At 68.3% G+C, this 12,921-nt stretch carries 10 protein-coding genes; 3 read left to right on the top strand and 7 right to left on the bottom strand.

All coding sequences use genetic code 11. From position 1 onward, the window contains the following. Positions 1 to 119: 119 nt before the first annotated feature. The 3 genes from K2F54_RS13410 to K2F54_RS13400 form a co-directional block, all read right to left on the bottom strand. Positions 120 to 1,691 (bottom strand): Rv2578c family radical SAM protein, encoded by a 1,572-nt coding sequence (locus tag K2F54_RS13410; RefSeq protein ID WP_220606364.1) that lies wholly within the window; start codon positions 1,689 to 1,691, stop codon positions 120 to 122. A gap of 359 nt (positions 1,692 to 2,050) precedes the next feature. Next, positions 2,051 to 3,484 carry an MDR family MFS transporter gene (locus K2F54_RS13405; protein WP_220606363.1) on the bottom strand — a complete coding sequence of 478 codons (1,434 nt, stop codon included), beginning with the start codon at positions 3,482 to 3,484 and terminating at the stop codon, positions 2,051 to 2,053. Between the two features lie 371 nt (positions 3,485 to 3,855). Next, complete coding sequence (locus K2F54_RS13400; RefSeq protein ID WP_374107297.1) at positions 3,856 to 5,286, bottom strand: malate:quinone oxidoreductase; 1,431 nt, start codon at positions 5,284 to 5,286, stop codon at positions 3,856 to 3,858. A gap of 123 nt (positions 5,287 to 5,409) precedes the next feature. Here K2F54_RS13400 and K2F54_RS13395 point away from each other — a divergent pair, with 123 nt between their 5' ends. Together K2F54_RS13395 and K2F54_RS13390 are read left to right on the top strand one after the other, a co-directional pair. Beyond that, positions 5,410 to 6,405, top strand: coding sequence for a glycoside hydrolase family 6 protein (locus K2F54_RS13395; RefSeq protein ID WP_220606361.1), 996 nt, complete (start codon positions 5,410 to 5,412; stop codon positions 6,403 to 6,405). 54 nt (positions 6,406 to 6,459) lie between these two features. Further along, positions 6,460 to 7,449: a response regulator transcription factor gene (locus K2F54_RS13390; RefSeq protein WP_220606360.1), complete on the top strand. Its 990-nt coding sequence runs from the start codon at positions 6,460 to 6,462 to the stop codon at positions 7,447 to 7,449. Positions 7,450 to 7,483: 34 nt separating this feature from the next. Here K2F54_RS13390 and K2F54_RS13385 read toward each other — a convergent pair whose 3' ends face one another. Both K2F54_RS13385 and K2F54_RS13380 read right to left on the bottom strand, forming a co-directional pair. After that, positions 7,484 to 7,840, bottom strand: coding sequence for a hypothetical protein (locus K2F54_RS13385; RefSeq protein WP_220606359.1), 357 nt, complete (start codon positions 7,838 to 7,840; stop codon positions 7,484 to 7,486). Further along, on the bottom strand, positions 7,837 to 9,282 hold the full coding sequence (locus tag K2F54_RS13380) for a glycosyltransferase family 2 protein (RefSeq protein WP_308287659.1): 1,446 nt from the start codon (positions 9,280 to 9,282) through the stop codon (positions 7,837 to 7,839). Before K2F54_RS13380 ends, K2F54_RS13385 begins: the two co-directional genes overlap by 4 nt. Positions 9,283 to 9,403: 121 nt before the next feature. On the opposite strand from K2F54_RS13380, the gene K2F54_RS13375 reads away from it, so the two are divergent. Beyond that, positions 9,404 to 10,006, top strand: coding sequence for a hypothetical protein (locus tag K2F54_RS13375; RefSeq protein ID WP_220606358.1), 603 nt, complete (start codon positions 9,404 to 9,406; stop codon positions 10,004 to 10,006). Positions 10,007 to 10,043: 37 nt separating this feature from the next. Here the strand turns inward: K2F54_RS13375 and K2F54_RS13370 are convergent, their stop codons facing one another. Together K2F54_RS13370 and K2F54_RS13365 are read right to left on the bottom strand one after the other, a co-directional pair. Beyond that, complete coding sequence (locus K2F54_RS13370) at positions 10,044 to 11,186, bottom strand: GGDEF domain-containing protein (RefSeq protein ID WP_220606357.1); 1,143 nt, start codon at positions 11,184 to 11,186, stop codon at positions 10,044 to 10,046. Between the two features lie 61 nt (positions 11,187 to 11,247). Further along, positions 11,248 to 12,909: a sensor histidine kinase gene (locus K2F54_RS13365; protein WP_220606356.1), complete on the bottom strand. Its 1,662-nt coding sequence runs from the start codon at positions 12,907 to 12,909 to the stop codon at positions 11,248 to 11,250. Positions 12,910 to 12,921: the final 12 nt, after the last annotated feature.

Here is a 12,921-nt window from a genome sequence, read left to right as displayed (position 1 = left end):
CTCCGCAAACTCGGCTACGACGTCACCCTCACACCGGCGGCAGCATGACCTCACGTCTATTTTCGTGTTAGTTATGCACCCCCGACTGGGCGTGGGGAGCCGGGGCGGGACGGGCGGGACTAGAAGAGGGTGGGGGCGAGCTCGGGAGGCAGCTCGGCGGCGAGCAGGGAGGTGCCGGGCGGCGCATCCGTGGGGGTACCGGGCATCTGGGTGAGCGCGGTGGAGAGGATGCCGCCGGTGGCCGGATCTTCGCGGCGGCGGTGCAGGCCGTGGGCGCGCAGCAGCGGGTTGATGCGCGCGGCCAGCCACTGCCGGTACTCCTTGGGGGCGTAGGCGCCGCGGGCGTAGAGCTCGCGGTAGCGGGGCAGCAGCTCGGGGTGGTCGCGTTCGAGCCAGTGCAGGTACCACTCCTTGACGCCGGGCTTGAGGTAGAGCGAGCTGTAGAGCACACCGGTGGCTCCGGCGGCCTTGGCCTGGCGCATGGCGTCGTCGAGGTGGACGCGGGTGTCGGTGAGGAACGGGAGGATCGGCATCATGAAGACGGAGCAGTCCAGGCCGGCATTGCGGATGGCGCTGACCGTGGCCAGGCGAGCCTTGGTGCTCGGGGTGCCGGGCTCGACGGCCTGCTGCAGTTCGTCGTCGTAGATCGCGATGGACATGGCCAGGTCGACGGGCACCTGTTGGCTGGCCTCGACGAGCAGGTCGAGGTCGCGGCGCAGCAGGGTGCCCTTGGTGAGGATCGAGAACGGGGTGCCGGACTCGGCGAGCGCGGCGATGATGCCGGGCATGAGCCGGTAGCGTCCCTCGGCACGCTGGTACGGGTCGGTGTTGGTGCCGAGAGCCACCGGATGCTTGCCCCAGCTGGGTTTGGCGAGCTCCTTGCGCAGAACCTCGGCGACGTTGACCTTGACGATGATCTCGTTGTCGAAGTCCTTGCCGGCATTGAGCTCGAGGTAGTTGTGGGTGGGTCGGGCAAAGCAGTTGTGGCTGACGACTCCGTTGGCGATGAAGTCGCCGGTTCCCGTCGTGATGTCGATCATGTCCATGGTGGTGCCGAGGTCCTCGATGGAGACGATCTGCAGCTTGGCGGCGGACTTGAGGGCGGAGCCGGTGATCCGCAGCTTTCGCGTCGTCTCGGTCAGCCCATTCAAACCGAAGCCCATGAGCTTGTTATTCGTGGTGAGGAATGGCCTCTGCCCCTCGCCAGTCATGGCGCCACTGACGTATTTCCAGCCGCGATCGGTGAGAAAACGGTGGTCACCACTGGCAACGATCTCGGTGCCATCGGCGAGCGTGATGCGGTGGCCACGCTTACGCGTATTCCACGCTGCGAGAACCGTCGTCTCCACGTAGCGCCGATAGTTGCCTTCCGTGCGGGTGCCCACGATGGCTTCGCCAACCCTGACGTCCCACAGCGGCTTCTGTCGGCCATCCGCCATCAGGATGAGCGTTTCGGGGCTCAGGCAGTACGTGCACGCGTGGGAACAGCCTCGGTAGGGGTTGATGGTCCAGCCGAAGGGCATGGCGCTTTGGCCGGGCACCCGGTTGAGGGCTGACTTGGCGAGCACCTCGTGAAAGGTGATGCCGTCGAACTCGGGGGTGCGCACGCTGCGGACGAGGTTGTTCAGCCGGGCCAGGCCTGGCAGTGCCCCGGCCTGCTCGGTTGTCAGTTCCTGTCCACTCCAGCGCATGCTCCAAGTCGAACACATGTTCGAGACGGATGCAAGTGGTCGCGGGGCGGGCATCCGTGCTGTGGTGCGGGCTCGAGGTGGTGGGGCGGAGCGCCGGTGTCGCGATGCGCGGGCTGGGCGCCGATTCGCGGGTGGCACGCCACCCGCGAATCGGCGCGTGACCCGCGCAGCTCGTTTGCGGCACTCACACCGGTGGCACGCCACCCGCGTTACGGCGCCTGACCCGCGCGAGCCGGGGCGGGGCGGGGGGTGAATCGGTGCTGGGCGGGACGAGATCCAGGCCCGGGGGCGGGCGGGACGGCGATGGGCTCGGGGGCTCGGGGGCTCGGGGGCTTGGGGGTGAGCGGGACGGCGGCGCGCTAGGGGGTGGTGGGCGCGGGGTCGAGACCGAGGGGCTTGGTGCGGGGCATGTAGAACGCGGCGGCGACTGTCGCGACCGCGGTGATCGCGAGCGCCAGGAAGACGGCGGACGACGCATCCGTTATCGCTTGCGGGTCGTGGTCGGTGTTGCCGGGAACCGCATAGATGGCGTTTGCGACCGCGCCGAAGATCGCCACTCCGACGGCACTGCCGATGGAGCGGGAGAACATGTTGGTTCCCGTGACGACTCCGCGTTCATCCCATTCGACGCTCGACTGGGCGGCGATCATCGACGGCGTCGCGACCAGGCCGAGGCCCAGGCCGATGATGAAGCAGCAGACGGCGACCGTGGCGACGGCGGGGGTCGCTGCCGTGAGCGCCAGGGTCGCTGTGCCGATCACGGTGATGGTGATGCCGATGAGCACCGTGGGCCGGAAGCCGATCCGCAGGTAGAGCCGCCCGGATTGGGATGCCGAGATCGGCCAGCCGATGGTGAGGGCCGCCACGGCGAGCCCACCGAGGATGGGGGTGACCCCGAGCGAGCCCTCCAGGTAGGTGGGCACGAATGACGTGAGCCCGAGCATGATCGCCCCGACGCCCACACCGATCAGCGAACTCGTCAGCACCACCCGGCGCGAGAAGATCCACATCGGCAGCACCGGTTCGGCGGCCCGGCGCTCGGCGAAGACGAACGCGACCAGCAGTATCGCGCCGATGCCGAAGACGCCGACGCTCTGCGGCGAGGCCCACGCCCACGCCTGTCCGCCCTCGAGCACCGCCAGCAGCAGGGCGCTCAACGCGAACATCAACAGGGTGGCGCCGAGGTAGTCGACCTTGTGCCTGCGGTGCTGGATGGTCTCGTGGAAGGTGCGCATCAGCATCCAGGCCGCCAGAACACAGAGCGGGATGTTGATGAAGAAGATCCACCGCCAGGTGGAGAACTCGGCGAACACCCCGCCGAGAGTGGGCCCGACGACGGAGGAGATCGCCCACACGCTGGCGAGGTAGCCCTGGGTCTTGGCGCGCTCGGCCACGGTGTAGATGTCGCCGGCGATGGTGACCGACATCGGCAGGATGGCGCCGGCACCGAGGCCCTGGATGGCGCGGAACGCGATGAGGGCGGGCATGCTCCACGCGAAGCCGCAGAGGATAGAGCCGATCAGGAAGACGCCGATGCCGAACAGGAGGATCGGTTTGCGCCCGATGACATCGGACAGCTTCGCGTACACCGGCACGGACACGGCCTGCGCGAGCAGGTAGATGGAGAACAGCCAGGGAAACTGCGAGAACCCGCCGATGTCTTTCACGATGGAGGGCACCGCGGTGGCCAGGATCGTGGACTCGATGGCGACGAGACCGGTCGTCAGCATGAGGGCGATGAGGATGGGTCCGCGTTCGGACCGGAAGCCGACGTCTCTGCTGGCGATGCTCATCGGATGGGCAGCGTCCGGGCGTCGAGTGTTGAGGTCACGATGGACCCAAGCTCGGAGAGCGGCTGACTATTCCGGGTTTTCGGGGATTCGCTCGGTGGCTGGCGCAACCACCCGCTGATCGAGCTTGTCGAGATCCGGTTGCGAGGTCTCGACAGGCTCGACCAACGCGGCCGGCTCGAGCAGCGAGATCCGGTTGCGAGGTCTCGACAGGCTCGACCAACGGGACCGGGTCCTCGCTGATCGAGCTTGTCGAGATCCGGTTGCGAGGTCTCGACAGGCTCGACCAACGCGGCCGGCTCGAGCAGCGAGATCCGGTTGCGAGGTCTCGACAGGCGCGGGCAGCGCGGGCGGCCCGGGCAACGGATGCGGCGCTACGCCGTGAGGTGCAGCGTCTTGGCGGTGGCGGCCAGGGAGGCGGCCGCCGCGGCGGGGTCGTCGCTGAGGGTGGTGCCGAGGCTCGGGATCATCTCGCGCAGCTGCGGCTCCCACCGGGAGTAGTCGCTGGGGAAGCAGCGCTTGAGCAGGTCGACCATGATCGGGGCGGCGGTGGATGCTCCGGGCGAGGCGCCGAGCAGGCCGGCGATGCTGCCGTCTGCGGAGGTGATGACCTCGGTGCCGAACTGCAGGATGCCGCCCAGCTTGGCGTCCTTCTTCATCACCTGCACACGCTGACCGGCGGTGATGAGTTCCCAGTCCTTGGCCTCGGCGGTGGGCATGAACTCCCGCAGCGCGTTCATCTTGGCCGTTCGGGAGGCGAAGACCTCGCCGATGAGGTACTTCATCAGGCCGAAGTTGTTCTTGGCGACGGCGAGCATGGGCACGAGGTTGTGCGGGCGCACCGAGAACGGCAGGTCGAACCAGGTGCTGCGCTTGAGGAACTTGGGGCTGAAGCCGGCGAACGGGCCGAAGAGCAGCGAGGTCTCGCCATCCACCACCCGGGTGTCGAGGTGCGGCACCGACATCGGCGGCGCGCCCACGGCGGCCTTGCCGTAGACCTTGGCCTGGTGCTGCGCCACGATCGCCGGGTTGGAGGTGCGCAGGAACTGGCCGCTGATGGGGAAACCGCCGAAGCCCTGGATCTCGGGGATGCCGCTCTTCTGCAGCAGCGGGAGCGCTCCCCCACCGGCGCCGACGAAGACGAACTTCGCGTCGACGGTGTTCGTGTAGCGGCCGACCAGGCTGAGCAGCTTGATCTTCCAGGAGCCGTCGTCCTGCTGCTTGAGGCTGGTGACCTGCTGGTTGAGGTGCACGGCCACGTCGCGCTTCTTGAGCGACTCGAACAGGTAGCGGGTGAGGGCGCCGAAGTCGACATCCGTGCCAGACGCGATGTGGGTGGCGGCGATTTTCTGCTTGGGGTCGCGCTTCTTGGTCAGCAGCGGGGTCCACTGCCCGATCACGGCGGGGTCTTCGCTGTACTCCAGGCCGGCGAAGAGCGGCTGGTCGGCGAGCACATCGCGGCGCTTGCGCAGGTAGTCGATGTTGCTGGTGCCGTGCACGAAGGTCATGTGCGGGGTGGAGTTGATGAACTTCTCCGGCGACGGCAGCACACCGGTCTCGACCAGGTGCGCCCAGAGCTGGCGGCTGATCTGGAACTGCTCGTTGATGGCCACGGCCTTCTCGGCCGTCACCGAGCCATCCGCCGCCTGCGGCATGTAGTTCAGCTCGCAGAGCGCGGCGTGACCTGTACCGGCGTTGTTCCACGGGTTGGAGCTCTCCTGGGCCAGCTCACCGAGGCGCTCGTAGACCTGGATGTTCCAGTCGGGCTGCAGTTCGCTGAGCAGGGTGGCGAGAGTGGCGCTCATGATGCCCCCGCCAATCAGGGCAACATCGACCTTGTCAGATTTCACGTTCTCACTCTAACCCGCCGCGCTCGGCGCCCTGACGGGCGCGGGCTTGGCCGCGAGAAGCCAGTATAAGGTTGGCGAATGGCCACCTCCGGAAGCCGCCTGGGCTTGTCCCTCGGCATGATCGCCCTCGCCGCCCCGATCGTTGCACTGGGCCTGTTCATCGGCACCTTCGCCTCGGGGATGGGGGCCGCCGCCGACACCAACCCGCTGGCCGGGGTGTCTTTCTACGCGAACCCGGCGTCCACGGCCAGCGTCGCCGCCGCCTCCGCCGCCCAGGACGACCCGGACTCGGCCGAGGCCGCGACCGTGGCCCGCATCGCCGAGACGCCGGCCGCGATCTGGCTGCTGCCGGAGAAGTACCCGCTGGCGACCGTGCAGGCCGATGTGGCCGAGATCGCGGATGCCGCGGCGGCGGCCGACCAGGAAGCCATCTTCGTCATCTACGGCATCCCCGACCGCGACTGCGGCAACTTCTCCGCGGGCGGCCTGTCGGAGAGCGACTACCCGGTCTGGGTGTCGGCGATCGCGACCGCGCTGAGTACCAGGTCGGCCGTGGTGATTCTGGAACCGGATGCCCTCGCGCTCGCGCAGGAATGCGGCAACGTGGCACAACGAGTGGCGCAGATCCAGCAGGGCGTGGCCGCCTTCTCGACCAGCATCGCCACCGTGTACCTCGATGCCGGCCACTCCGACTGGATCGACGCTACGACCATGGCCGACCTGCTCAACCAGGCCGGCGTGCAGGAGGTGCGCGGGTTCGCGACCAACGTGTCCAACTACAACAGCGACGCCGAGGAACAGCGCTTCGGCGAGGCGGTGTCTGCCCTGACCGGCGACGCGCACTTCATCGTGGACTCCTCGCGCAACGGCAATGGCAGCAACGGCGAGTGGTGCAACCCCACCGGCCGGGCGATCGGCCAGGCCCCGGCGGCCAGCACCGACAACGGCCCGCGCGACGCCTACCTCTGGGTGAAGCTGCCGGGCGAGAGCGACGGCACCTGCAACGGCGGCCCCGCGGCCGGCGAATGGTGGAACGAGCGAGCCCTGCAACTGGCCGCCTCTGCCGGCTGGTAAACGCGCCCCCCTTTCGCCCGAATAGAGGGCTACGAACGAGTAAGATGCTCAGGTATGGCAGCGTCTGAAGAAACTCGTAGAGTCGCGGTAATCATCGAAGACGATGCCGATATCCGGAACCTGCTCGAAGCGGTGCTCACCCAAGCCGGATTCCAGGCCATTGCCACCAGCAACGGCCTCGACGGCGTGCGCGCGGTGCGGGCATACGACCCGATCGTGACGACCCTCGACGTGAGCATGCCCGGCATGGACGGATTCGAGACGGCCAAGCGCATCCGGGCGTTCAGCGCCACCTATCTGGTGATGCTCACCGCGCGCGACGAAGAAATCGACACCCTGCAGGGCCTCGAATCGGGCGCGGATGACTACCTCACCAAGCCGTTCCGGCCGCGCGAGCTGCGGGCCCGCATCGACGCCATGTTGCGGCGGCCGCGCATGGCGGCGGCCTCTGACGCCGCCGCCATCGGTGCCGTCGCTGGCAGCGCCCTCGCTCCGCCGGCGCCGGTCGTGGCCGAGCCGGTGACCGTGCCGGACTACGTTCCCGCCGACCAGGGTGAACCGCTGTACACGCCGGCCTATGTGGCGCCGGTTCTGCCGGCGACGGATGCCTCCGGCCTGCCGGTCTTCGGCGAGACTCCGGTGTCGGTGACGGTTCCGCTGCCCACCGTGTCTGGCGCGAGCGACCACCGGGCGGAGGACTGGATCGAGCACAACGGGCTGCGGCTGAGCAACGACATGCGGCTGGCCGTGCTGGGCACCACCGAGCTGGACCTCACCCGCACCGAGTTCGACCTGCTGGCGGCGCTGCTCGAGTCGAAGCGCCGCGTGCGCAGCAAGGCCGACCTCGCGCTGCTGCTGCGCGGCGAGAGCTACGTGACGTCGTACTACGTGAACGAGGCCGACAAGCGCGCCGTCGAAGCGCACCTGAGCAACCTGCGCCGCAAGCTCGGCGACAGCCTCACCGCACCGCGCTGGCTCGAGACCGTGCGCGGCGTCGGCTACCGGCTGGCCGCATCCGACGACGCCGGTCGCGACTCGTACTAGCCCGCCAGACGCCGGCGGGCTCGGAGTAACGGGCTCAGCGCTCCAGGGCGAACATCACGGCGAGATCGTGGCAGGCGCTTTCGCCGACCTCGTTGAGCCGGGTGATGTGGCGCACCGAGCCGGCGATGTCGCCGTCGCGGAGGGCGTCGTGCATCATGGCCGCGGTGGCCTCCACCGTGACGGCACCGACCATGGTGCTGCTCGAGCGGATGGCGAGCAGCACCACGTGCGCCTCCTCGGCATCCGGGAACGCGAGGGCCGCCTGCAGGCGCTGCGCGCGGCTGCCCCAGAGATGCACGAAGTCGTGCACGAACCGGCGCTGCAGCTCCTGGTTCCCGCCGACCTGGGAGAGCAGCGCACGCAGCGCCGTGGCCTCGATGTGCGCGCTCAAACCTTGTAGCCGTGGTGACGCTTGACCAGGGTGAAGAACATGGTCAACGTCTGGATCACCGTGGTGACACCGAGGATCGGCCAGCCGACCCACAGGATCGCGGACTGCACCATGATGGGCAGCTGCAGCCAGATGAACACCAGGGCGGCGGTGAAGCCCACCGCCACCATCAGGGGAACCAGATAGGCGTTGCCGGAGCCGCGCTCGGCCTTGGCCTGCTCGGCCCAGTTGTCGACCTTCTTGTTGCTGGCGAACTTGGTCCAGGCCCGCATGAAGTGCCCGATGCGCACCCACATGTAGATCTCGGCGGGGAAGAACCCGATGGCGAAGAAGATGTCCTTGCCGTTGCGGTTCTTCATCGACATCGCGGTGCGGAGGTTGAGCAGCAGCGCCACGGCCGGCGGGATCAGCCAGATCGGGCTGAACACGAACGCGCTGATCGACAGCGAGGCGGCGAGCATGATGAAGAACAGCACCCGGGTGATCACGTTGACGATCATGGAGAAGTTCTCCACCCAGCGCAGCCGCAGGTTGGGGTGGAACGGCTGGCCCTTGGTGTCGCCACGCTGGCCGGGCCACATCAGCTCGATGGCCCCGAAGTTCCACTTCACCTGCTGCGCGTCCAGGCCGCGGAGGGTGGTCATGCCACCCACGTTGGCGCGGGCCTGCGCGCTGATCTTGGTGAGGTAACCGGCGCTCTTGATCTGCAGCGACAACAGCGAGTCCTCCACCTCGGAGTCCTTCACCCAGGGGGTGGCCTGGTGGCTGTCGACCATGACCTCGCGCAGCGCCTTCATGGAGAAGATCGAGAACTGGCCGCCGAGCACGGCCATGTTGCGGCCGCGGAGCATGTTCTGCATGTTGAAGGCGGCGAACTGGGCGCGCTGGCCGGAGATCAGGAAGCTGGGGATGAGACCGTGGATGACGGTGTCGTCGATGCTGTAGATCGCCGAGATGCCGCCGATGCGGGTGTCGGAGGCGATTTCCGCCTCGAGCTTCTCCACCGCGTTCGTGGACGCGGTGGTGTCGCCGTCCACGCCGAGGAGGAAGTCGCAGCCCTCGATGAGGGAGTACCCGTAGTTGAGCGCGCCGACCTTCTTGTCGGGGTTGGTGCCGATGTCGTGCACGAACACCTCGGTGAACTGCAGCACCCCGTCGGTGACGACCTCGTGCGGGCCGGCGTACTCGCTGGCGATCTTGACGGTGTCGTCGGTGGTGTTGTTCACCACCACGTGGATCACGTCGGGCAGGCGGGTCTGGGCGAGCAGCGAGTCGAGCACACCGGCGATGGAGTCCGCCTCGTTGTACGCGGGAACGATGCATCCGATACTCGGGCGGAAGGTGGGCAGGCCTTCGACCATCTCGTTGAATTCGTTGGCATAGGCAGCAATCGCCGGGTCGACGGGTTCGACGGGCTTCACGTAGCGGTTTCTATCGGTCACAAACCCAACTCTGGCAGGGATTTGTGCGAATTGCCCCTAGTAGGGGTCAAGGTTTTCACAAGATAGGCTCAAGAAAAGGCGCAGCACGTGCTTGCCGCCGTGGAGATAAAAGGGGAATCCCATGCCGACGTCGACTCGCACCCGCCTCGCGGCGCTCAGCCTTGCGGCCGGTCTCTCTCTGGCCCTGTCCGGCTGCGGCCAGGCACCCTGGGCCGGCGGCCTGACCGGAACGGCCAGCGCCACCCCCACGGCGAAGGCCACCATCAAAGCGATCGAGAACGACCTCGCCACCGGGTCCGCCCAGCACACCATCACCGCCGGCGACGCCGGGCTCACCGTGGACTACTCGTCGACGCTGAACATGGGCGAGTGGACCGCCGGCGCGAACAAGCCGATCAGCTTCACCGTCACCGCGGCGCTCGGCACCGATGACGGCCAGGCCGTCTACCTGTCCAAGGTGAGCGTCATCCCCGGCGTCTCCGGTCCCGACGGGGCCCTGGATGCGCCGGCGCCGCTGATCGACGAGTCCGGCCTGGCGAACGGGTACTTCATGAAGGCGCCGTACAGCTACGGCCAGACCTTCGTGCTGCCGGCCATCGACCCGGCGGCGACGAGCATCACCCTGTCGTTCACCTACGAGCTGCTCATCCAGACGACGCCCACGTCATCCACTTACGCCAAGCAGACCGCCAGCGACCAGATCGTCGTCGCCGTCGCGAAGTAGCCGCCCCGCTGGGCCGCGAGGGCGAGCGGCGCGCGGGCTAGAGCGGGGTGACCGTTTCGGTGACGACGGCGATGTCGTTGCCGCCCTGCTCCTTGACCAGGACGATGGCATGGCTGACGGCGTCGGTGAGGCCGGTGAGGCTGTAGCCGTGGTCGAAGGTGTCCGCGATGCCGAAGCTGGCGGTGAGCCGGATCTGGTACGACTCCCCCAGCGGGCCGTCGACGAGGGCGTTCTGGATGCGTTCGGTGATCGACCGCGCCTCGGTGGCGGAGCCGACCGCGGCCAGCACGTAGAACCGGCCCGCGGCGGGGTGCCCGATCTGCGCCATCAGCGGGGCGCTGCTGCGCAGGATGTCGGCGAACCGGGCGATGGCCTCGTCGCCGGCGGAGCGGCCGAACGCGGTGTTGATCTCGGGCAGGTTGTCGATGTCGGCGCCGATCATGGCCAGGCCCTGCTGGGCACGGTCGGCACGTTCGAGGTGGTCGGTGGCGACCTGGCGGAACGACACGGCGGAGAGCACCCCGGCGGCGGAGTGGATGCCCACCGTGATGTCGCCGACGGCGTTGCTGCCGACCCCCTCGGCGCGGAGAATCGACACCGCGATGCAGGCGGTGACGATCAACGCCATGTTGAGGATGGAGGTGGTGCCGGAATCGAAGTAGGTGCGGAAGGTGGCGGACTCGACGCCGGCCACGAGGAAGGTGACCGCCCGGGTGACGTAGAACACGGAGACCACGCCGAGCACGATCGCGAGGATGCGGCCGTTCACGTTGCGGCGCAGCCGGCCGCGCAGGGCCTCGAAGCCGCCGAGGCCGCCCATCGCGGCCACGACCAGCCAGAGCGGGCCGGCGCCGGCCCATTCGCCGCCGTCCGGTCCGGGCAGCAGCGAGATGGCGCCGACGAGCAGCGCGAGGCCGCCGACGATGAGGAAGCCGGAGGACCGGCCGTTGTAGACCCGGCAGCCGGACCAGAGCGCGCCGACCGTGACGACGAGGGCGGTGTTGGCGAAGGTGATCGCCCACCAGGCATCCGCGCTGACGATGTAGACGCCGTACCCGACGGCCACCATCATGCCCGCCACGAAGGCGAGGCTCCACAACCGGCCGGGCGGGTCGTTGCGGTTGAGCGCGGTGTTGAAAATGAACGACACCCCGCAGAGGATGACGATCAGTCCGCTCATCATTTGCAGCGTCGACGCGTCTAACAGCATGATTCCCCCTGTCGGGCGTGGCGGGCCACGCTCAACTAATTCCTACCGGGAGCGTGGCGATGGCCGTCGTCCCTTTACCTTTGATGGATTCCAGCCGGAGGTCTCCGCCATGCTCGCGCATGATCTCGCGGCTGATGTTCAGTCCCAGTCCGGTGCCGTGCACGCTGGACCCGCGCACCGAGTCGGCGCGGTAGAACCTGTCGAACAGGTTGCCCTGTTCATCCTCGCTCATGCCCCGGCCGGTGTCGGTCACCCGCACCTCGAGGCCGCAGTCGGCGTTCTGCAGGCTCACGCTCACCTTGCCGTTGTCCACGTTGTACTTGATCGCGTTGGAGAGCAGGTTGTCGATCACCTGGCGCAGCCGGAACACGTCGGCGACGACGCGGGTCTCCGGCAGGGTGCCGAGGTCGAAGCGGATGTTGCGCTGTGAGGCGAGCGGTTCGGCGGACTCCACCGCTTCGGTGAGGATCGCGGCCATATCGCAGGATTCCAGCGCCAGGGCGAGGCCCTCGTTGGAGGCGCTGGCGGCGGTGAGCAGGCCGGAGACGATCTCGAGCAGCCGGTCGGAGTTCTTCGACGCGATCTCGAGCATCCGCCGGGTGTCCGGGTCGACGGTGTCGTCGTCGAGGGCCAGTTCGAGGTAACCGAGGATGGAGGTGAGCGGGGTGCGCAGCTCGTGCGACACCGACGCGACGAGGTCGTCCCTGGCCTGCACGGCCCGCACCTCGGCGGTGACGTCGCGGGTGACGAGCACACCGCCGTCGTACCGGCCGGTGTGGTCGCGGATGGGCCGGGCCGACACGAGCACGGCCGCCTGCTGCTGGTCGGGCGAGCCGATCCACACCGTGACCCGGTCGACGGTCTCCCCGCGCAGGGCGCGGTGGTACGGCCGGTCGGGACCGGTGAACGGGGTGACGCCGTCGTCGCGGTAGACGATGTTGGCCAGGCCGATGCCGTCGCTGACGCCGAACCGGCTGAGCAGCATCCGCTGGGCCCGGTTCATGAAGTTGATCTTGCCGTCGCGGTCATAGCCGACCACGCCGAAGTCGACGGTGTTGAAGATCTCGTCGAGGGTCTGCTCCTGGCGCCTCGAGCGTTGCAGGGCCGTCTCGAACAGCCCGGCCTGCTGGGTGAGCAGCACCCGCTGGGCCTCGCCGCGGCGGGTGGAGGTGTACGTGACCGAGGCCACGAAGGCGAGCATGATCGTGACCACGGCCAGCAGCGGCGCCTGGCTGGTGGCGTAGCCGCTGGCGTTGAGCGGGTCGGTGAGGAACCGCGCCGGCAGGCCCGCCCAGAGCAGGAGCGCCGCGAACACGACGCTGCCGGTGGCGCCGGCCTGGCCGAAGTGGGTGGACATCCAGATCACCGGGAAGACCAGCAGGAAGCTCACGCCGAGGTTGGGTTCGGCGATGCGGGCAATGGTGAGGCCGAGAATGTCGAGCAGCGGCAGCACCACGATGTACGCCTTGGGGAAGCGGCGCCACGGCACCGCGGCGGCCAGGCCGGTGGTGCCGAAGATGAGCATGACGCCGAGGAAGTACAGCGGGTCGGCGAACATGGTGGGGCGGGTGACCACCGACACGGCCACGAGCAGCAGGGTCGCGGCGGCGAGGAGCAGCTGGGAGAGGAAGACGCTGCGTTCCACGCGTTCCCGCACGCCGACGCGCGGCATCCGGGATGTGTGCTCGACCATAGTGCGACCCTA

This window comes from Cryobacterium inferilacus, assembly GCF_019599185.1.
Lineage (GTDB): Bacteria > Actinomycetota > Actinomycetes > Actinomycetales > Microbacteriaceae > Cryobacterium > Cryobacterium inferilacus.
The sequence above is the reverse complement of the archived record's forward strand: the minus strand, read 5'-3'. Positions and strand labels throughout refer to the sequence as shown.